The following is an 18865-nucleotide window of genomic DNA, read 5'->3' as shown; positions in this document are numbered from 1 at the left end:
GTTAGCCTTGTGGCGTCAACGTCATGGACGTTCCGGTAGCGGCAACGTTGAGGCCGAGCTGTCCGGTCACGCTCAGCGTCTGCAACTGCACCGAGCCACTGGTGCCGCCGACGAGGATGTTGGCACCAACACCGGCGACAAGCGTCGCTTCGGCCGATGCGCCCTGGTAAAGGCCGCCCAGCGAACCGCGATGGTATCCCGTCGTCGGCGCAAACACCGCCCACACAATCCGGCCGCGCGTGGTAAATCCGACATCAACGCCCAGTTTGCGGATCGCACCCGCGTACCGATCCTGCGTCTCGCTGCCCGATGTCGGGCTGAAAACGCAATCGACCGATTTTGCCGAACCGAGGACATAACCGACACCGCCACCGACGTCACAGGTCAGAATCCCGATCTTGACGCCGTCACTCAGGTCGGGCTCGGGCTGCTTATAAGTGGTGACCAAATCGGCAGCACCGACGCTCGTGGCCAAGGCTTGCATCAGCGATACGGCAGCAACTGCGGTTGCAATCTTCTTCATCATTTTCTCCTTGTATTGCACGGAGATAGATAGCGCATCGCTATGATTTACCAAGGCCGCTGATGCATGGCTGCCCTTCCGATCTTGCACGCTAATTGAGCCAATTCGTGAGCATCCTTGCCAGCGCCCGGCAGCGCGCCGCCCATCTAAAACAGCTCGATCACAGCCAAACACAAGGGCTCGCCCGATCCGCGACCTCAGACCGATTTTGGTGAGACAGTTCTGCCTTGAGGACCGGGAGAAGTAGGCCCGAGAAAACCGCCGTGCATAGGTGGGACGGCCAACGCGGCAAAATCAGGCTGGGGCGTCTAGGGCGGATGACGGCAGAAACGCCAGGTCCCTGAGAAAAAGCCTCGCTTCACGCGAGGCCGATTCTCTATTCGCAAACCGTTCTATACCTGGTGATATAGTGGTGGTGGCTTCGGTGCTGGTAAGGCACCCTCCAGCATACGTCGCGGCGGGCGTAGCGCGGTCCGTCATAGTCGTAATCACGGTACCTTGGGCCGTATCGGTAGTAACGAGGCGGTGGTGAATCATCATAATACCTGTGGCCGCCGGAACCGAACTCGAAATAGACACCTTGGGCGTCGGCAGGAGCACTCACCAGTACTGCTGCGAGGCCGGCCATTGCGATGATCAACCGTTTCATGGTCAGTCTCCTTTCTCTGGAGATCAACGCGCCAGGCCTGCATATGGTTCAGGTTTTTGAGGTCCTATAGGACCTAAGTCCTACAAGAGCCGGCTGAAAAGACGACAAAGGAAAAGCCCCGCCGCGGTGTCGGCGCGGCTCTCTAATATCGTTACACTTCAAAACAACGTGCCTAGGGCGGCACGACCTGAGCGAAAAACGCCGGTGGTTCGCTTCTGTTCCCAACCATTGTTCGTTTTGTCCACTAAGATCGATGCGCAAACCCGCGCGCCACGTCGATCAGCGTGTGCAACTGTTTCTCGTCACGGACTCCCTGGCGATAAAACCCGATGATGATTGAGGCGATCCGATCGGATTCGTCCGAGGACGCTTCGATCCCCTGCTCGTTGCGGATGTGATCGAGCACCCGATGGCAGACTGACAGATCCTTGGAATGTAGCGGCTCGTCGCGACGACTGTAGCGCTTATGTGACATGGTGGCTCCCCTTCCTCGACAAGCAGAAAGGAGCCCCGCAACAAGCGGGGCAGATGACAGGGACTTTTGGAAAGGCCAAGGCGGGCGTGCGGATCGCCTTGGAACTGTGCCTAAAACGCCGCGCCACACTGTTGGTTCCCACAGTTTTTTTGCCGTGCGAAAGGACCGGCGGTGGCTCAAGTTCCCCGGAACAGCGTCATTGGCTGGCAGTCTCGGCACTGGTGTTGCTGGAGAATGGCGAGACACATTCGCGCCTCGGTCGGCCGTACGGCTGGTATGTATTGTCGTTTGCCCGATAGGACGCATAACGCGCAAAGCACCACGCGAGATGGTCTGGGTTTCCACTCACCGATCCAGTGATCTCCATCGATGGGGCGGCGAAGGGCGACACGCAGATGCGGGTTTGACCGCTGTAGGAGCGATAGGTGTCACGGGCACGATCGTAGGACCGGTATCGCGACGCGCACCATTGTTGATGCTCGTTACGAAGTGACGCCGAGGCGGCGTCCGTCGATGAGTCCTCGGACGCGGAATTTGCTACCACGTCCGCCTTGGGCTTGGGTGCTGCGGATGTAACGGGATAGGCCGCTGACACAAGGGGCGCAATCCGCTCGAACTTCTGACTACGTGCGTCAACCCGCTCGGGAGATGCAGTCCAAAGGTTCGGTGTATCCAGATTCGCGAACTGCCGCCCATCAGGCACGGCGAGGATGTAAGTGGCGGCCGCAGCCCCGATGAAACAGGCCCCGACAGCCGAGGCAATGCCGAACAGCATCGTTGCAATCGCTCTCATGACAGCTTCCCTACCCTCATGACTGATGCATGCGCCCTCTGCGCTCGATCATGCGGAGCCGCACGACGCCTTAAAATGGCGCCTTGCGGATGCCCCATGGCGAGGCGGCGCAGGCCTGGTCGAGATAATCGCGATCAGCCAAGAAACCCGTGCGAGGGAACTTTGTTCCGCGTCACTATCGTCTTGCCGGCAATACCCGAGCCAAGCGCCGCCGGCGGCGTCTATCCGATCGCCGCTGCCCAACAATCATGGATAGTTTCTTGTGTTCCATGTCTCTTCTCCGTGGACGACAAGGCGCACGCAACGTACGGCATCGAGCCGCAGCGTATGTCCTTGACGTCAATTTGATTGGGGTTGGTTGCGCGCAGCATAGCCGCGCTCTCGAACCAGGATCAGTTGAGAACCCGGATAACCTTGCGCGATGAAGGCTCGACGATCACACGCTCGTCGTTCGCGACCGCGTATGCAAAGTTCGGATTGTCGGGAACAGGTGTTAGGACAACGGTCTCCGGAAGCGGCTGACCGACGACGATCTTTTCCTCGACGACGACCCGTGCCTGCGGAGCCGGGACCTCGCGGACATAGGTGACAACCGTCTGCGGCGGCTCAAGCATGGCGCCAACTGCCGCACCGGTCACACCGCCAACAGCCGCGCCCACCGGTCCACCGACAATCGCGCCGGTGGCCGCGCCGCCAACGGTGCCATTGACAGTGGACGATTGTGCGAATGCCGCGCCAGACGCAAAGATCAATGCTGCGACCGCGCCAATAGATTGTTTAATAAGCATATTCTCCTCCTTGAAAAGGCGACCCGACGGGCCGCTCTTGAAACCGACGAGGCAAAATCCTCCCGGTTCCACTTGTCAGACCTCGGTCGGAGACGAAACCCGACTTCGGTCCGATCGTCGTCTCAGGTGGACGGATGGGGAATTGGTGATGGAATGGCAGCGGGCGAAGGTCATCTAACCGATGAGGGCGCGCAAACCATTGCTGGAGAGGCGACGAGAGGATCCCGTGCAACGAGGGCGCGCACCCGTCGGGCGGATCGCCCTTCGGCAGGCGCTACCGCCCGTCAGTAACTGCAGGACCGGCCGTCGCTGGGCCTGAAGCCGTCGGAGCAGGCTCGATTCATTGAATCTCCCGGCTCATAGCCTGACGCATTGCCCATCGAGTTCGGGGGCGTCCCGCAGGCCGACAGGAGCGTGGAAAGACTGATCATCGCTCCAGCTGCTACAAATGCCCGAAATCTGCTCATTCATGCTTCTCCTGGCTGCAGCGGTTTACGAGAAAGAGATGTTAGACGAAAGCGGCCCCGCGCTAAACCGCTGTCCCCTGCTTCCATTCAAGCTTCACACAACCCATGCGCCGATCAATGCCTTCGCCTCGAACCGGTGGCTGCCAATTGACACCGTGTCAAGCTGAAAGCTCGTCATCTCAAAGTCGCTGACGCAATTATCGTCCATTTCATCGCTCGCCGAACCAGTCTCTGGTTTGCAACCCACCGACACGATTACGGATTCTGACATTTGCTGATAATCTGGGAGCCACCACGGTCAGGCCTATCCGGCCTCGCCCTATGCAACTATCGCGTTCTTTTCCTCGCGATGGTCTGGCCGAAACGGTCATGTCGGGCGTTTTTCAGGACCGGCATGAGTCAAACAGTGAGGATGATTATGAGTATCGTCACAATAATGCGTGGATCTTCGCTCGTCTCATCAGTGCTCGCCTTGGCAATAGTGGCGTCACCAGTGGCGCTTCCCCGTGAAGCGATTGCCCAAACGGACATCAGCATACACATCGGGATCGGTAGCAGCCTCAATAGAGGTCGAGGGATAACCTGTAGTCAGGGTGAACGACTGCTTCGCAATCGCGGCTTCCGCGATGTTCGTCGGGTCGACTGCCGTGGCAGGTTCTTCATCTATCGTGCGTGGCGAGGCAACACCCGCTTCGAGATCGCAATCCGTCGAACTGACGGCCGCATTGTCGACATGCACCGCATTAGCCGCCGGCGATAGCTGCAAACCTCCACGCTGCTCTAATGAGAACTCGCTTTAACGCCGACGGGATGCACGCGCCTGTGTCCCGGCGCGGGGCTTGGATGACGGAAGAAATTCGCTTCCTCGACGGAGCTTACCACTTTCGATTTTGTGACAAAGTTTGTGACAGAATTGGCAGAATGGCCAGAGCTCCCGCTTGGGAGTTTTTTGCTAACTGCTTACCTTTCTTGAGGTTTTTGGTGGGTGATGTAGGGCTCGAACCTACGACCCGCTGATTAAGAGTCAGCTGCTCTACCAACTGAGCTAATCACCCGTAACCGCCGTGTTGCGCGGTGTGAGGGGGCGTATAAACAGGATCGTTCGGCTTGTCTAGCGCCTGCCTGAAAATTCTTTGGTTAAATGCGAAGATTTTTGCGCATGGCTGAAATGCAATGAAATCAAAGGTCCAGCGTTCCGCTTGCGATGCGCATAGCCTGCCCGCCGATCCGGGCATTTGAGATCGTTCCGCCTTCAACATCCATGTGCAGATGAATGAAGGATGGCCGGCCCATTTCCACGCCCTGCTCGATCGTTATGCCATGGTGCCCGTCCGTCAGACGGTCGAAATAGTGAATGGTGCCGGAGAGCGCGGCGGCAGCCGACCCGGTCGCAGGGTCCTCCACGATCCCCATGCCGCTCGCAAACATCCGCGCATGGAATTTCGCCACATGGTTCACGCCGCCCCGGCAGTAGATATAGGCCGAGGCAAGCGCGCCATCCACGAAGGGAACGGTCTCTTCCCAAAGTTGCGGGTCGAACTCCATGTGCTGCGCGGCGCCGACGTCGTGCACCGGCACCATCAGGTACGGCACGCCGGCGCTCCACAACGACGGTACGTGGTTCTCAAAGCCGATCTCGGTCGTCTTCAACGACAAAGCATTGGCGATTCCAAGCTTGTCGAGCGGCATCGTGATCTGCTGCGACTTCCGCGGCAGGTCGAACTCGGCAAAACTCGCCTCGCCTTCCCGCAGGCGAACGGCGCAACGCACCGGTCCGACATTTTCCTCCAGCACCGAAACGAGATCGATGCTCGAGCCGCCATGCGCCTGCTCGGCGAGAGCGATCGCCGTTCCAACGGTCGGATGCCCTGCAAAGGGAAGCTCCCGCCCGGGCGTGAAGATGCGGATTCTCGCCGTGTAAGCGGGATTACCCGACGGCTGCACGAAGACCGTTTCCGAGAGGCTCATTTCCTTGGCGATCGCCTGCATGGCGTCATCGCTCAAATCGTCACCATCGAAGATAACGGCGAGCGGATTTCCGGCGAGCTTGCGGTCGGTGAACACGTCATAGACGCTGTAGCTTCGCCCCACATCGGCCTCCTGATGGTCTCGATCCTCGTTTCGCCAACCTGCCCGACCGGACGACCGAGCGCAAGGCGTTAAGCGCCGCGCCGTTCCCGGAAGTACCAGTCGATGACGGGGAGCATCGCAATATTGTAGGGGTGTGCCTTCGGGTCGGCCGAACGTATAGCAACCGCGCCGGCAATCTCCTTGTCGTCGGCAACCAGCATGTGTGCGTGGATCTTCTCTATCATGTCATCGGCGGTCAGGTCGAAGCGGAAGAGACGCAGCACAGTCACCGTGCGCCTGACATGGCTCGCGTAGTAGCGATCGCCGGCCTTGGCCTCGTTGAGGTCAAGCCCCGTCTCCTCCATCACCTCGCGACGCATATTGCCTTCGACGTCGCAACGACCTTCGCTGACGTCCTCTGGTTCGAGGGAACCGGCAGCGAAATAGACCTGGCCGGGATTGGCCGTATGGCTCCCCATGCGGATAGCCACCAGCGCGCCGTCCGAGGTTTCGAGGACCGGATAGGCGAACAGATGGATGCCGCCTTGCCGGCTCGGTTGGCGGCGCCACCACATGAATGTAGAAAACGGGATGACATGGCCCTCGCCTGCTATGCCGGCATCGGTTAGAGCCAGCCGCTCCTGAAAGACCATGCGGCCGTCGAACAGCGCCGGGTTTGCAGCCGTTTCCTTCGCCCAGTTCTCCCGGATCGCCTCGCGCTCCGCGACATAGAAGGAATGGTCCCCGGCGAGAACGCGAAGGTCCAGCCCAGCAATCGGAAATACGGTCTGCTCCGGCGGCCAGCCGGCGAAATCCTCGGAGAAATGCAGGTTCATATCAAATCCAGTGTCATGACAACGGGGCAATGGTCGGAGGCCTTTGGCCGGTCCCAGCCGGTGCGAGGATAACGCTCGACCTCCTGGCCGGGCGGGAAGGCCGTGCGGTAAGGCTGTCCATGTCGAACGATCTCCGGCAGGCGTCCGACATTCGTTCTGGCGAGCGCCTTCGAGAGCCAGATGTAGTCGAGCTGACACAGCCATTGCTCTTCGGGTCCACGGGCATGGTAGAGCGTCCAGCGGTCGAGCGGATCACGGCGGCGCACGACATTCTCCAAAAAGCCGTCGCGACTGAAGACGTCGAGCGCGCTGATGCTCTCGACCTGATGCTCGAAGCGGTAGCCCGTTTGGCGGCGCCCGATGACGTCGACGCGCTCCTGATAATCGTTCATGTCACCACATATAACGAACCTCTTGTCATCGGTATGACCGTGAAAGCGGTCCTCGATGATACGGCGAACCGCCAGCGCCTCGGCCCGCCGGATCGGCATGGTGCCGAGCCTGCTGTCGACGCCATTCGTGCGCGGCCCGTCCATCGACTTGAAATGGACCACGTAGAGCGACAGCGCGACGCCACCGATCTCGAGCTCCAGTTCCAGGCAGTCGCGCTTGAAGATCTTGTCGTCGATGCGGTTGGTCAGCGCCAATTGGTCGTTGAAAAGCCCCAGATCGCGATAGGTGAGCATTGCATGGCTCTTGATCTGCTTGAGCTCGATCTTCTGCCCGTCACGTGTCTCTTCCCGCATCAGGACTGCGACGTCGATCCCGCGGCTGTCGTTGCCCTCGACGAGATATTTTTGCCGGTAACCGTTGCCGACCATCCTGAAGAGATAGCCGTATTCGAAGGCTTGCAACGCCTCCATGTTGTCGACTTCCTGCAGGCAGAGAATGTCGGCGTCGGCGTCGGCAATCGCGAGCGCCGTCATCTGTCGGGTATCGTCGGTGGAAGCGATCACCCGCGCCTGCTCGAGCTGCTGGTAGACGCCTTCACTGCGCACTTCGAAAAGCTTGATGACCCGGTCTTGGCGCAACTGGTTGCGGAAGCCGGTAAAGTCGAAACGCGTCATGAGGTTTTCGACGTTGAAGGTGGCAATGCGAAGCGACATCGAACATTTCCAATTGGCGTTATGCCATTAGTAGTGGCTAAGCCCCGCTTCGGAAAGACGTTTCGCGATCAGAGACGCCAGGCGGCGCGCGCAATGACCCACACGCTTTCGCCGACCCGCAAGCGCTCACGGTTGAATGCGCGAAGCACCTGTCCGTCACCAAGCAGCAACTTCACGGCGTAGCGTTCGCCTTCGTAGAGGATCGACTCGACGCGCGCTGGAACGCCCTCACCAACAATCAAGACGTCTTCCTGGCGCACCAACACATCCACTCTCGGCTGGTGCCTCGCCTCGTGAGACAGCATGGGCTCGAGAGCGTTCCAATCGAGAAGCCTGATGTCACCAACCGGAGATGAAAGCGAGAGGATCGCACCGCGACCGATCAGCCCACCGACCAGCCGGCCCTCTGGCCGGGCGTAGATCTCCGCAGGCGGCGCAGCCTGCAGAAGGCGGCCCTCGGACATGACCGCAACATCAGTCGCAAGGGCCATCGCCTCGCTCTGATCGTGCGTCACATAAACCATGGTCGCTCCGGAGCGCTGGTGGAATTCGCGGAACGTTTCCTCCATCTCTTGCTTCAGGTGCCGGTCGAGATTGGCGAGCGGCTCGTCGAGCAGCACGACATCAGGTGACGAGACAAGGCAGCGGGCCAATGCCACGCGCTGTCGCTGGCCGCCGGAGAGATCGGCGGGACGCCGCTCGGCATGGTCGGCGAGCCTCACCGTCGCCAGTGCCTCCCGGACCTTCTGTCTGTAGGACTCGCCGGAGATGCCGCGCACTTTCAGAGGATAGCCGACATTGTCGGCGACGCTCATATGCGGCCACAGCGCATAGGATTGGAACACCATTGCCATGTTGCGCCGTTCCGGTGGTAGCGACCTCGAGGCGTCTGCAAGCAGCCGCTCGCCAAGATGGATAGAGCCGTCGGTTGGCGCCTCGAAACCGGCGATCATGCGCAGAACAGTTGTCTTGCCGCAGCCAGACGGTCCGAGCAGCGCCAGGAAGCCGCCATGCCGCACTTTCAGGGAGAAGTCGGCGACCGCCGCGCGCCCGGTACCGAAGTCCTTGGCAAGATGGTTGAGGATCAGTTCCGCCACGGTACGACTCCTCTCGGCAGGCGTTTTGCCATCAATTCCAGGAGAAGCATCATGAAGACGACCATAAGAACGACGAGCACGGAGAGCGCCGACGCGAGATCGGAACTACCGCTGTCGTCGAGATTGTAGATGGCGACGCCAAGCGTCTGCGTCCCGGCCGACCACAAAAGCGCGGAAATAGTCAGCTCATTGCAAGCGATCAGGAAGACCAGGATCACCGACGCGCCGGCAGCGGGCGCGATCAAGGGCACTATGATGTCGGCGAGCCGCCGGAAGAAGCCCGCTCCCGAAAGCCTTGCCGCCTCCTCCAGTGCCGGATCGAGCTGATGGAACGCACTGACGACAGGCTTCAGGCTAACGGCAAAGAAACTGGAGAGGTAGGCGATCAGAATGATCCAAATCGTTCCGTAGAGCGTCACATGCAGGATCGGAAGCGGTGCGGCAAACACCAGAATGAAGCACACGGCCATGACGATGCCGGGCAGCGAATAGGGAATCTCGATCAGGCTCGAAACGATCCGGCCCAGCAGGTCATTCCGTCGGGTCAACGCGTAAGCCGTCAGCACGGTCACCAGGAGGAGACATAGCGCCGTCCCCGCCGCGAGAGAGAGCGAATTGGCGAAAGCCGTACGCGTGACCGCCTGACGGAAGAGAATTTCGTAGAAGGCGCTTGCCGACAGGGTCTTGAAGGTCAACGGCACGCCATAGGCCGGCACGAGTGCACCAGCGAGGAGAGCGAAGAATGGCGCTACCAGCATGACGAAGATGCAGAGCCAGAGCAGCGGCTGCAAAAGGAGCTTCCAGCGCCCCACCTCGAAGGCCGCGGTCGCGCCCGAAAGCCCGAGGACGCGGTAGTCGCGTCCGCGCAGGGCGCGATCCTGAATGGCAAGCCCGGCAACGGAAATGATCGCGATCAGTGCGGAAAGCACTGCAACGTCGCCGAAAGTACGGCTCGTAAAGGCGGAGAACTTAGTGAAGATAAGTGTCGGAAGCGTGTAGATCGAGGCGGGTATGCCGAGAATGGCGGGAATGCCGAAGTTGCCTGTACAGGATACGAAAGAGATTGCGGCACCGGCAATGATGCCCGGCAACGAAAGCGGCAGGATGATATCGCGGAAGACCCGAAAGCTGCCCGCCCCAGCAAGACGCGCCGCCTCGACACCATCGCGAGGCAACGCCATCAGGCCTGCACGGAGGGCGAGATAAACGAGCGGCGCGTGCTGTACTCCGTAGAGCAGCGAAATGCCCCAGACCGAATAAAGCGGCTGCGGCGATCCAAGCGGAGGCGCAAGGTGCAACGCCTTCAGCAGTGGGCTTGACGGCCCGGACATCTGCACCCAGGCAAGCGCCGTCACCTGTGGCGGGATCATCATCGGCAGGATGAACAGAAAGCTTAGCGCTCCCTTGCCGCTGATATCCGTCAGCGTCAGCAGGAACGCGAAGGCGCAGCCGATGGCAAGCGAGATCAGTGTGCCAAGAACGGCCGTGGCGAGCGTGTAGTAGGTTGCCGACCAAAGGGCAGGATCGCTGAGCACCGCGCCGACGCCGCCCTTTGCGAGCGCCGCAATGCCTGTCATCGCGAGCCGCGCTAGCGGCAGCACGCTAAGTATCAGGACAATGATAACGACAAAAGGAAACAGCCAAGCAGGCTGGCTGTTTCCAGGACGAACATATCCGCGCATCTGCTTTCCGGCGGCGATCAGTTCGAGCCGTAAATGCCGGAAAAGGTCTTGAGGTCCTGATCGGTAGTCTTCAGCGCCTCCGCGGCATTGACTGGCAGCACCTTGATGCTGTCACGAGCCGGGAAGCCTTCCGGCAGCTTCATGCCGTTGCGGGCGGGGATATAGCCGAGCTTGAGGAAGCCTTCCTGCCCCTTTTCAGAGAGCACGTAATCGACGAATTTCTTCGCCGCATCGGCATTCTTCGAACTTGCGAGAATACCGACCGGCTCCGTGACGGCGGAGACGCCTTCCGTCGGGAAGACGAATGCGACCGGCGCGCCCTTAGCCTTTTCGCGGATCGGCATGTAGTCGACGATCATGCCGAAGGCTTTTTCACCCGAGGCAACCGACTTGAGCACAGCACCGTTTCCACCTGCGGCGGTCGCGCCATTGGCGGCAAGATCCTTGTAGAAATCCCAGCCGAGGCTGCTGACGCCGGCCAGCGTCTGCGCATGAATGAGGGCTGCACCCGACGTCAAGGGGCTCGGCATGGTCACGAGACCCTTGGCTTCAGCCTTCGTCAGGTCCTTCCAGCTGGTCGGCTTGAACGCGGCAGAGGTGTTGTAGACGATGCCTGTCGTGATCAGCTTGGTCGAATAGTAGTAGCCGTCACCGTCGTAGAGTGCCGCGTCGTAGCTGGCAGCTTCCGGCGACTTGTAGGCGAGCAGTTTGCCGGCTTCCTTCAGACGCTCGAGCGTCACCGTGTCGGCGATCAGCAGGACGTCGGCGACGGGATTGCCGGCCTCGATCTCCGCCTGCAGCTTCGCCATGATCTTGGGCGTGCCATCGCGCACCCAGTCTACCTTGACGTCCGGATTGGCTGCCATGAAGCCATCCACGGTTGCCTGCGCGTCCTCGTTCGGCTGGCTCGTATAGAGGACGAGATTGGCGGCGGAGGCTGGGATTGCAAGCAAGCTCGCTGCGAGTAGCGCGGCGGCGGAAACGATCGTCTTCATGATTGGTCCTCGGTGGTGGGAGACCCGTTCCTTAGCCATCGCGGATAACATGATTGTGACAGTCGGCTTCGGTACCAAGACGTCGGACATCTGCCCTTGACCCACCTTCCCCGCCCCTATCTTCTACCGCACCTTTTGACTTGTGCATTTTGGAGGAGCGCAAATGGAATACCGGCTTCTTGGCCGTTCTGGCCTGAAGATTTCGACCTTGACGATGGGCACCATGACATTCGGTGGCCAAGGCTGGGCGAAGATGGTTGGCGATCTCGGCGTTACCGAGGCACGCAGGCTTGTCGACCTGTGCATAGACGCCGGCGTCAACCTGATCGACACTGCCGACGTCTACTCGCAGGGTGTTTGCGAGGAAATCCTCGGCGAGATCATCGGCGGGCCGCGCAAGGACGGCGTTCTCATCGCCACCAAGGCGCGCTTTCGCATGGGAGACGGCCCGAACGACACCGGCCTGTCGCGCTATCACTTGATCGGCGCCTGCGAGGCCAGCCTGCGGCGCATGAAGACTGACGTCATCGACCTCTACCAGCTTCACGAGTGGGACGGGCAGACGCCACTGGAGGAAACCATGGAGGCGCTCGATACACTCGTGCGCCAGGGCAAGGTCCGCTATGTCGGCTGCTCCAATTTCTCCGGTTGGCATATCATGAAGGCGCTCGGCGTCAGCGAGAGGGAAAAGCGGGAGCGGTTCGTCAGCCAGCAGATCCACTACACGCTCGAAGCACGCGATGCGGAATATGAACTCCTTCCGATCAGCATCGACCAGGGCCTCGGTGTCCTCGTCTGGAGCCCGCTTGCTGCCGGCCTGCTTTCGGGCAAGCATCGACGCAACCGGGCAGCACCTGAGGGTTCGCGGCAGTTCTCAGGCTGGACCGAGCCGCCGATCCGCGATGAAAACCGCCTCTGGAATATCGTGGAAACGCTGGTGGCGATCGCCGATGAGCGCGGTGTCTCGGCAGCCCAGGTGGCGCTTGCCTGGCTGATCGGCCGCAAGGCGGTCACGTCTGTCATCATCGGAGGGCGCACCGAAGCCCAGTTCAAGGACAATCTCGCCGCAGCCGAGCTGAAGCTGACCGAGCAGGAGCGCAGTCGACTGGACGCGGTCAGCCTGCCGCCCGTGCTCTATCCGTATTGGCACCAGCTGAACACGGCCAGCGACCGGCTGAGTGAGGCGGACCTCGAATTGCTCGGCCCACACCTCAATCGATAGTTGGCTCTGAAGAGGTCGGCGGCTGATCAGCCGCCGATTTCACCGGCGATCAACGCACCAAGGCGGCTGATCCCCTCCTCGATCATTTGATCGTTCGCGCAGGAGAAGCTGACGCGGAAGGTGTTCTCACCCGAACCATCGGCGAAGAAGGCCTTGCCCGGGACGAAGGCGACGTTGGCCGTTTCCAGCGACTTGGCTAGCAGCTTCGCGCCATCCATGCCATCAGGCAGCGTCACCCAGATGAACATGCCGCCTTCGGGCTTCGTCCAGCTCGTGCCTGCAGGCATGTACTTCTCAAGCGCCGCCAGCATGACATTGCGGCGGTGACTATAAACCGACTTGATCTTGGCGACCTGTGCATCGAAACCGCGTTCCGCGACATGCGCGATCGCCATCTGATTGATCGTCGAGGAGTGCAGGTCAGCCGCCTGTTTCATCAGAACAAGCTTGCGGATAACGGGAGCGTTGGCGACGATGAAGCCAACGCGCAGGCCCGGCGCAAGCGTCTTCGAGAAGCTGCCGCAGTAGATCGTGCGGGTATCGTTGATGTGCCCCTTCTTCGCGATCTCCGTCGCCAGAATCGGCGCGATCGGCGTTCCATCGTAGCGGAGTGATTGATACGCGGCATCTTCGATGACTGCGATATCGAGTTCCTCTGCCAGGGCAAGAACCTTCTCTCGTCCAGCCTGATCGACAGTCTCGCCCGTCGGATTGGCAAAGTCGGCCGAGAGATAGGCGAACTTCACCTTGCCGCCCGCGCTCGCGGCCTGCGCCTTGTAGGAATCAGGCGTGCGGTTGCCGTTCGGCGTCAATTGATCGTAGGCCGGCTCATAGGCATTGAAGGCCTGGAGCGCACCGAGGTAGGTCGGCCAGGTGACCAGCGCCGTGTCATTAGGCGAGAGGAAAAGCTTGCCGAGATAATCCAAGCCCTGCTGCGAGCCAGAAACGATGAAGACGTTATCGAGTTCGCAAGGGATGCCGATGGCGGCCATCTGCTTGACCAGCCATTCGCGGAGCGGCTTGTAGCCCTCGCTGACCGAATACTGCAGCGCCGAGTTCACGGCCGAGCTATCGAAGATATCGACGTAGGCCGCCTTGAATTCCTGATCGGGGAAAAGCGCCGGATCCGGAATACCACCGGCAAAGGAAATAATATCTGGGCGGTCAAGAAGCTTCAGAAGCTCGCGGATCTCCGAAGCACGCATACGGGAAGAACGCGTCGCGAATATGCTTTCCCAATTCAGCATGGGCATTTCCTCGTAATTTTTTGTCTTTAGGCGACAGAACCACGCAACAAATAATAAGTCAACATTACTGACCTATTTGTTTGCTACCATGACAATTTTGGGAAGCGAAGGTCACTTCCGTGATCAGAAGCCAGAACTGGCTAAAATCGATCTTTTCAAGACCCACTCCGTGGCAGTAGTGTCGCCGCCACTATCAAATATGCTATGAAGGTGCCAGCAATGCCCGCGTCGTCGAACACTCCTGAAATCAAGATCGAATTCCACACGTCGCCGGTCTCGGACGCCGACCGAATTCAGGCCCTGGAGTCGCCCGGCTTTGGCAAGGTCTTTACGGATCATATGGTTCTGGCTCGGTGGACTCCTGACAAAGGGTGGCACAATGCGAAGGTAACGCCCAGGCGGCCCTTGGAACTCGATCCTGCCAGCGCGGTGTTGCACTACGCGCAAGAAATCTTTGAGGGCATGAAAGCCTACAGGGCGGACGATGGTCGCATTCTGCTCTTCCGGCCTGAAGAGAACGCCCGCCGCTTCGCCCAGTCAGCCATCCGCATGGCGATGCCTCCCGTGCCGGACGAAATTTTCCTGAAGGCGGTGGAAGAACTCGTCCGTGTTGATAAGGACTGGATTCCATCGGGCGACGCCAGCCTGTATCTTCGCCCCTTCATGTTCGCCAACGAGGCATTCCTGGGTGTTCGTCCGGCTCAGGAATATATCTTCTGCATTATCGCTTCTCCGGTCGGCGCCTACTTCAAAGGTGGAGCAAAAGCGGTCTCCCTATGGGTCGAGACCGAATACACTCGGGCGGCCAACGGCGGCACCGGTGCTGCAAAATGCGGAGGAAACTACGCCGCAAGCCTCATCGCGCAGGCCGAGGCCTCGAAGAGGAATTGCGATCAGGTCGTCTTTCTCGATGCGGCAGAGCACCGCTGGGTCGAGGAACTCGGCGGGATGAACGTATTCTTCGTGATGAACGACGGATCCGTCGTCACGCCACCGCTCGGCGGCACGATCCTGCCGGGCATCACCCGCGCCTCGGTTATCGTTCTCGCCGAAGAAAAGGGCTTGCGCGTCGAGCAGCGCCCCTACTCGTTCGCGGAATGGCAGGCCGATGCCGTCAGTGGCAAGCTCGTGGAAGCCTTCGCTTGCGGCACTGCAGCGGTACTCGCGGGCATCGGCCTGGTGCGACACGCTGGTGGCGAATTCCTGATCGGAGACGGGCAGACCGGGAAGCTGACCACCGAGCTGCGCCAGGAGCTGGTCGGCCTGCAGAAGGGCGTGACGAACGATGAGCGTGGCTGGACACGCCGCATCCTGGTCTGAGGTCAGCGGCCGCAAGTAGTCGGCCCAGCAATTCAGAAAACTCGAAAACCGGGCAACGCCCGGTTTTTTTGTGGCCGGACCAGAGGAAGAGCGCAGAGAGGCGCGAGGCTTCGGCCGGTCGCAAAATCATCAGGGGCGGCATGGAAAAAACACTCGTTCGCCCCGCTTCCGACCGGGAAACGGGGCGAGTCTTCTCCGATACTGCAGCTCGATCGTACCGCGCTCAGGAACGGAACAGGGAGGCGATCTGCTCTTGTGTCGGCAGTTGGCCTCTGGGTGTCAGCTTGTCGACCACTCCGGGCAGGACTGTCGAAAGTTGATTCAGGAGTTCTTGCTCACTGATTCCCGCCTGGCGTGCGAGATCGCTGATCGTCTTCGACCCAAGCGCATCGTTGAGGCTGCCCGGCGCGATCGGTTTGTTCTGTCCGGGCTGGACCCAGGAATCCACCGTATCGCCCTGCCCGGCCTCCGTCAGCTTGCCGAGAAGACCGCCGAGCCCACCAAGAAGCCCGCCGTCACCAGCTTGGGGATTAGCCTGCTGAGCTGCTGGATCCGTCTGGCTGCCTCCAGCACCAAGAAGCTTTCCCACTAGTAACGCGCCAAGCGCGACCATGATCGGCTTCGAGATACTTCCGCCCGGAACGGCGTCATCAAAGATACCCATGACATCCTCCTTTTCGGTTGCTTCAATTCATTGAACAACAACTGTAGAATGAAAGAACAAGGTTCTCGCGAACCTTGAATTCCCCAACGAGCTATTTAGCTTAAACGGGAAGATGGTCTGAATATTCAACCAATCAAGGAGGGGAATGGCAGATGTCTGTTATCGGGTGGATTATCCTTGGATTGATCGCAGGATTCATCGGCAGCAAGATTGTGAACAAGTCGGGCGCAGGCATGCTGATGGACATCGTCCTCGGCATTGTCGGAGCGATCGTCGGTGGCGTCATCTTCAGCTTCTTCGGCGCATCCGGCATAACGGGCTTCAATATCTACAGCCTCGTTGTCGCCGTCATCGGCGCGGTCGTGGTCCTTTGGCTGTACCACGCCATCAGCGGGCGCCGTTCCATCTAGCTCGCTCTTTTATATCGACGGAATGAGCGCCGCCTCAAAGGCGGCGACCTTATGCGTGTAACTCCGGCCTTGGGTCATTGGGCGAACGATCATGGCAGACGAGAGTACATCTTCATTCTATGACGACAACGCGGCCACCTATGCTTCGCGGCAACGCACGCTGCCGGTTCGACGCCTAGACGCTTTTCTGTTGATGCTGCCGCCAGGTGCAGCCATCCTCGATCTGGGATGCGGCGGCGGACAGGACAGCGCCTACATGCTGTCAAAGGGCTTCGATGTCACGCCAACGGACGGATCGCCGGCGATCGCGGAGCAGGCCGAAACCTTTCTTGAGCGTCCCGTCGCGGTGTTGCGCTTCGAGGATCTGGACGAAGAGGAAGCCTTCGACGGCGTCTGGGCCGAGGCCAGCCTGCTGCATGTCCCCCGGGCAGACCTCCCTGATGTGCTGGAACGGATCCGCACGGCGCTGCGGTCCGGCGGCGTCTTTCACGCCACCTTCAAGGCGGGCGAGGCCGAGGGGCACGACGGCTTCGGTCGCTACTACAACTATCCGTCGGCGGAACTGCTTTCGGAAATGCTGAGCAATGGCGGCTGGCACAACATTGTGATCAGCGAAGGCGATGGGACCGGCTACGACGGAAAGCCGACCCGCTGGCTTGCGGTACGGACGCAAAAATAAGGCCGGAGCTTTCGCCCCGGCCCTGCTGACTCAGCACTGTGAAACCGCTTAGTTGACGGACTTGTCGACCAGCTTGTTCTTGCCGATCCAAGGCATCATGCCGCGCAGCTTCGCGCCGACTTCTTCGATCTGGTGGCTGTCGTTCATGCGGCGGATGCCCTTGAAGCGCGAACCCCCTGCCTTGTACTCCTGCATCCAGTCGGACGTGAACTTGCCGGTCTGGATGTCGTGCAGGACGCGCTTCATTTCAGCCTTGGTTTCAGCCGTGATGATGCGCGGGCCGGTGACGTATTCGCCCCACTCGGCCGTGTTCGAGATCGAGTAGTTCATGTTGGCGATACCGCCTTCATAGATCAGGTCGACGATCAGCTTCACTTCGTGCAGGCACTCGAAGTAGGCCATTTCAGGCGCATAGCCGGCTTCGACCAGCGTTTCGAAACCAGCACGGATCAGTTCGACGAGACCGCCGCAGAGAACGACCTGTTCGCCGAAGAGGTCGGTTTCGCACTCTTCGCGGAAGTTGGTTTCGATGATGCCCGAACGACCGCCGCCAACGCCGCAAGCGTAGGAGAGAGCGAGTTCGAGAGCGTTGCCGGAAGCGTTCTGGTGAACGGCAACGAGGCAGGGAACGCCGCCGCCCTTCTGGTATTCGCCGCGAACCGTATGGCCCGGGCCCTTCGGCGCGATCATGACGACGTCGAGCGACGCCTTCGGCTCGATCAGGCCGAAGTGAACGTTGAGGCCGTGTGCGAAGGCGATTGCAGCGCCGTCACGGATGTTGCCGGCGATTTCGCCCTTGTAGATGTCGGCCTGCAGCTCGTCAGGCGTTGCCATCATGATCAGGTCGCCCCACTTGGCAGCGTCGGCAACGGTCATGACCTTGAAGCCGTCGGCTTCTGCCTTCTTGATGGTTGCCGAGCCAGCCTTGAGAGCGATCGCCACGTTGGCATGGCCGCTGTCCTTGAGGTTCAGCGCGTGCGCACGGCCCTGGGAGCCGTAGCCGACGATGACGACGTTCTTCGACTTGATGAGGTTGAGATCTGCATCACGATCGTAATAGACGCGCATTTGAATTTCCTTCCCTTTGCTTGTCCTGTGACTTGTAAGAGGGGATCAGCCGACGAGCGGCATCTCCGCCAAAACCTTTTCCGTGCCATAGAGGCGCAGGAAGGCGGAAACCGCCCTCTCCGCCTGACGCGCGGTATCCTTGAGACCCGGCTCGCCGAGCAGCATGCGAACATGCAGATCGGAAACGATCAGGCCATAAAGCGTGTGATATGCCTCGTCGGCATCATGGAAGCGCAGCAGCCCAGCGCGCTTGCCGGAATCGATCAGCCCCATGGCGCGGCGATCGATCTGACGGCGACCCCGCTCCAGAAGCAGCTTGCCGAGCTTGGAGCCGTCGCGATGCGACTGGCCGATGGCGAGACGGTTGAGCGCCAGCGAGACATCGCCGGCGAGAACTTCAAGCAAATCCTTTGAGAAGATGACGAGGTGGTCGTGGAGGCTCGCCGACGTCAGCCGCTCGCCATTGCGCTCGAAGGTGCGCACCTTGCTCGCCTGATAGGCGATCATCGCGGACAGCAGGCCGTCGCGGTCGCCAAACCACTTGTACAGGCTTTCCTTGGAGCAGTTCGCCGCGCGCGCAACGCCCGATGTCGTCAGCGCCTTCTCGCCGCCATCGACGAGCAGCTGCAATGCCTGCTCCAGGACGGCGTTTTGGCGCGGCGAAAACTCGCTGGGCTCCAAATTATCGACGGACACGGCCTCACTCCCAATAGTACCGTACGGTACGGTTCGCAGGCTTTATGCTGCAAACCACTGTGCGCGTCAAGCGGCATG

General features: G+C 60.2%; 20 protein-coding genes and 1 tRNA gene. 4 read left to right on the top strand and 17 right to left on the bottom strand.

Annotated elements, in window-relative coordinates; translation table 11 throughout:
- Position 1: 1 nt before the first annotated feature.
- The 13 genes from AS026_RS25010 to AS026_RS24950 all read right to left on the bottom strand — a co-directional run bounded on the left by AS026_RS25010 (position 2) and on the right by AS026_RS24950 (position 11481).
- Positions 2 to 523, bottom strand: a complete 522-nt coding sequence (locus tag AS026_RS25010; RefSeq protein ID WP_062372455.1) for a DUF992 domain-containing protein — start codon at positions 521 to 523, stop codon at positions 2 to 4.
- 893 nt (positions 524 to 1416) lie between these two features.
- Positions 1417 to 1647 (bottom strand): hypothetical protein, encoded by a 231-nt coding sequence (locus AS026_RS25005; protein ID WP_025661837.1) that lies wholly within the window; start codon positions 1645 to 1647, stop codon positions 1417 to 1419.
- 196 nt (positions 1648 to 1843) lie between these two features.
- Positions 1844 to 2440, bottom strand: a complete 597-nt coding sequence (locus AS026_RS25000) for a BA14K family protein (protein WP_062372453.1) — start codon at positions 2438 to 2440, stop codon at positions 1844 to 1846.
- A 392-nt stretch (positions 2441 to 2832) separates the two neighbouring features.
- Positions 2833 to 3228 (bottom strand): DUF1236 domain-containing protein, encoded by a 396-nt coding sequence (locus tag AS026_RS24995; RefSeq protein WP_025661835.1) that lies wholly within the window; start codon positions 3226 to 3228, stop codon positions 2833 to 2835.
- Positions 3229 to 3512: 284 nt separating this feature from the next.
- The gene (locus AS026_RS43670) at positions 3513 to 3695 is read right to left on the bottom strand and encodes a hypothetical protein (RefSeq protein ID WP_082728602.1); all 183 of its coding nucleotides are present in this window, start codon (positions 3693 to 3695) and stop codon (positions 3513 to 3515) included.
- A gap of 487 nt (positions 3696 to 4182) precedes the next feature.
- Positions 4183 to 4461: a hypothetical protein gene (locus AS026_RS24985; RefSeq protein WP_245271726.1), complete on the bottom strand. Its 279-nt coding sequence runs from the start codon at positions 4459 to 4461 to the stop codon at positions 4183 to 4185.
- Between the two features lie 213 nt (positions 4462 to 4674).
- Positions 4675 to 4750, bottom strand: a tRNA-Lys gene (locus tag AS026_RS24980).
- 124 nt (positions 4751 to 4874) lie between these two features.
- Positions 4875 to 5786: a PhzF family phenazine biosynthesis protein gene (locus AS026_RS24975; protein WP_062372449.1), complete on the bottom strand. Its 912-nt coding sequence runs from the start codon at positions 5784 to 5786 to the stop codon at positions 4875 to 4877.
- Between the two features lie 68 nt (positions 5787 to 5854).
- Entirely contained in the window at positions 5855 to 6601 is a 747-nt protein-coding gene (locus tag AS026_RS24970; RefSeq protein ID WP_025661751.1) for an NUDIX hydrolase, read from the bottom strand.
- Positions 6598 to 7707: an endonuclease/exonuclease/phosphatase family protein gene (locus tag AS026_RS24965; RefSeq protein ID WP_018858638.1), complete on the bottom strand. Its 1110-nt coding sequence runs from the start codon at positions 7705 to 7707 to the stop codon at positions 6598 to 6600. The genes AS026_RS24970 and AS026_RS24965 overlap by 4 nt, the downstream gene beginning before the upstream one ends.
- A 68-nt stretch (positions 7708 to 7775) precedes the next feature.
- Positions 7776 to 8804, bottom strand: coding sequence for an ABC transporter ATP-binding protein (locus tag AS026_RS24960; RefSeq protein ID WP_025661750.1), 1029 nt, complete (start codon positions 8802 to 8804; stop codon positions 7776 to 7778).
- Complete coding sequence (locus AS026_RS24955) at positions 8792 to 10486, bottom strand: ABC transporter permease (RefSeq protein WP_062372446.1); 1695 nt, start codon at positions 10484 to 10486, stop codon at positions 8792 to 8794. The genes AS026_RS24960 and AS026_RS24955 overlap by 13 nt, the downstream gene beginning before the upstream one ends.
- Positions 10487 to 10503: 17 nt before the next feature.
- Positions 10504 to 11481 carry an ABC transporter substrate-binding protein gene (locus tag AS026_RS24950; protein WP_062372444.1) on the bottom strand — a complete coding sequence of 326 codons (978 nt, stop codon included), beginning with the start codon at positions 11479 to 11481 and terminating at the stop codon, positions 10504 to 10506.
- A 163-nt stretch (positions 11482 to 11644) separates the two neighbouring features.
- Here AS026_RS24950 and AS026_RS24945 point away from each other — a divergent pair, with 163 nt between their 5' ends.
- The gene (locus AS026_RS24945; RefSeq protein ID WP_025661747.1) at positions 11645 to 12703 is read left to right on the top strand and encodes an aldo/keto reductase; all 1059 of its coding nucleotides are present in this window, start codon (positions 11645 to 11647) and stop codon (positions 12701 to 12703) included.
- 26 nt (positions 12704 to 12729) lie between these two features.
- Here the strand turns inward: AS026_RS24945 and AS026_RS24940 are convergent, their stop codons facing one another.
- Positions 12730 to 13950, bottom strand: coding sequence for an aminotransferase-like domain-containing protein (locus AS026_RS24940; protein WP_062372441.1), 1221 nt, complete (start codon positions 13948 to 13950; stop codon positions 12730 to 12732).
- A 219-nt stretch (positions 13951 to 14169) separates the two neighbouring features.
- Between AS026_RS24940 and AS026_RS24935 the strand changes: the two genes are divergently transcribed.
- Positions 14170 to 15270 (top strand): branched-chain amino acid aminotransferase, encoded by a 1101-nt coding sequence (locus tag AS026_RS24935; RefSeq protein WP_062372544.1) that lies wholly within the window; start codon positions 14170 to 14172, stop codon positions 15268 to 15270.
- A gap of 223 nt (positions 15271 to 15493) precedes the next feature.
- Here the strand turns inward: AS026_RS24935 and AS026_RS24930 are convergent, their stop codons facing one another.
- Positions 15494 to 15934 (bottom strand): YidB family protein, encoded by a 441-nt coding sequence (locus AS026_RS24930; protein ID WP_025661745.1) that lies wholly within the window; start codon positions 15932 to 15934, stop codon positions 15494 to 15496.
- A gap of 152 nt (positions 15935 to 16086) precedes the next feature.
- Here AS026_RS24930 and AS026_RS24925 point away from each other — a divergent pair, with 152 nt between their 5' ends.
- Positions 16087 to 16344, top strand: coding sequence for a GlsB/YeaQ/YmgE family stress response membrane protein (locus AS026_RS24925; protein WP_007534948.1), 258 nt, complete (start codon positions 16087 to 16089; stop codon positions 16342 to 16344).
- 91 nt (positions 16345 to 16435) lie between these two features.
- Complete coding sequence (locus AS026_RS24920; RefSeq protein WP_062372438.1) at positions 16436 to 17023, top strand: class I SAM-dependent methyltransferase; 588 nt, start codon at positions 16436 to 16438, stop codon at positions 17021 to 17023.
- Positions 17024 to 17071: 48 nt separating this feature from the next.
- Here the strand turns inward: AS026_RS24920 and ilvC are convergent, their stop codons facing one another.
- The gene (gene ilvC / locus AS026_RS24915) at positions 17072 to 18091 is read right to left on the bottom strand and encodes a ketol-acid reductoisomerase (protein ID WP_018858647.1); all 1020 of its coding nucleotides are present in this window, start codon (positions 18089 to 18091) and stop codon (positions 17072 to 17074) included.
- A gap of 45 nt (positions 18092 to 18136) precedes the next feature.
- Complete coding sequence (locus AS026_RS24910) at positions 18137 to 18802, bottom strand: TetR/AcrR family transcriptional regulator (protein WP_026371979.1); 666 nt, start codon at positions 18800 to 18802, stop codon at positions 18137 to 18139.
- Positions 18803 to 18865: the final 63 nt, after the last annotated feature.

Source organism: Rhizobium altiplani, from assembly GCF_001542405.1.
Classification (GTDB): domain Bacteria; phylum Pseudomonadota; class Alphaproteobacteria; order Rhizobiales; family Rhizobiaceae; genus Rhizobium; species Rhizobium altiplani.
Note: the sequence above shows the minus strand (reverse complement) of the source record. Positions and strands in the feature narration are given on the sequence as shown.

What these genes read in the sequence shown, in the direction of transcription:
- AS026_RS24920 (WP_062372438.1), top strand. Translation starts at nt 16,436, where the DNA reads ATGGCAGACGAGAGTACATCTTCATTCTATGACGACAACGCGGCCACC.
- AS026_RS24995 (WP_025661835.1), bottom strand. Translation starts at nt 3,228, where the DNA reads ATGCTTATTAAACAATCTATTGGCGCGGTCGCAGCATTGATCTTTGCG.
- AS026_RS24950 (WP_062372444.1), bottom strand. Translation starts at nt 11,481, where the DNA reads ATGAAGACGATCGTTTCCGCCGCCGCGCTACTCGCAGCGAGCTTGCTT.
- AS026_RS24930 (WP_025661745.1), bottom strand. Translation starts at nt 15,934, where the DNA reads ATGGGTATCTTTGATGACGCCGTTCCGGGCGGAAGTATCTCGAAGCCG.
- AS026_RS24955 (WP_062372446.1), bottom strand. Translation starts at nt 10,486, where the DNA reads ATGCGCGGATATGTTCGTCCTGGAAACAGCCAGCCTGCTTGGCTGTTT.
- AS026_RS24925 (WP_007534948.1), top strand. Translation starts at nt 16,087, where the DNA reads ATGTCTGTTATCGGGTGGATTATCCTTGGATTGATCGCAGGATTCATC.
- AS026_RS24970 (WP_025661751.1), bottom strand. Translation starts at nt 6,601, where the DNA reads ATGAACCTGCATTTCTCCGAGGATTTCGCCGGCTGGCCGCCGGAGCAG.
- AS026_RS24945 (WP_025661747.1), top strand. Translation starts at nt 11,645, where the DNA reads ATGGAATACCGGCTTCTTGGCCGTTCTGGCCTGAAGATTTCGACCTTG.
- AS026_RS25005 (WP_025661837.1), bottom strand. Translation starts at nt 1,647, where the DNA reads ATGTCACATAAGCGCTACAGTCGTCGCGACGAGCCGCTACATTCCAAG.
- AS026_RS24965 (WP_018858638.1), bottom strand. Translation starts at nt 7,707, where the DNA reads ATGTCGCTTCGCATTGCCACCTTCAACGTCGAAAACCTCATGACGCGT.
- ilvC (WP_018858647.1), bottom strand. Translation starts at nt 18,091, where the DNA reads ATGCGCGTCTATTACGATCGTGATGCAGATCTCAACCTCATCAAGTCG.
- AS026_RS24935 (WP_062372544.1), top strand. Translation starts at nt 14,170, where the DNA reads ATGCCCGCGTCGTCGAACACTCCTGAAATCAAGATCGAATTCCACACG.
- AS026_RS25000 (WP_062372453.1), bottom strand. Translation starts at nt 2,440, where the DNA reads ATGAGAGCGATTGCAACGATGCTGTTCGGCATTGCCTCGGCTGTCGGG.
- AS026_RS43670 (WP_082728602.1), bottom strand. Translation starts at nt 3,695, where the DNA reads ATGAGCAGATTTCGGGCATTTGTAGCAGCTGGAGCGATGATCAGTCTT.
- AS026_RS25010 (WP_062372455.1), bottom strand. Translation starts at nt 523, where the DNA reads ATGAAGAAGATTGCAACCGCAGTTGCTGCCGTATCGCTGATGCAAGCC.
- AS026_RS24940 (WP_062372441.1), bottom strand. Translation starts at nt 13,950, where the DNA reads ATGCTGAATTGGGAAAGCATATTCGCGACGCGTTCTTCCCGTATGCGT.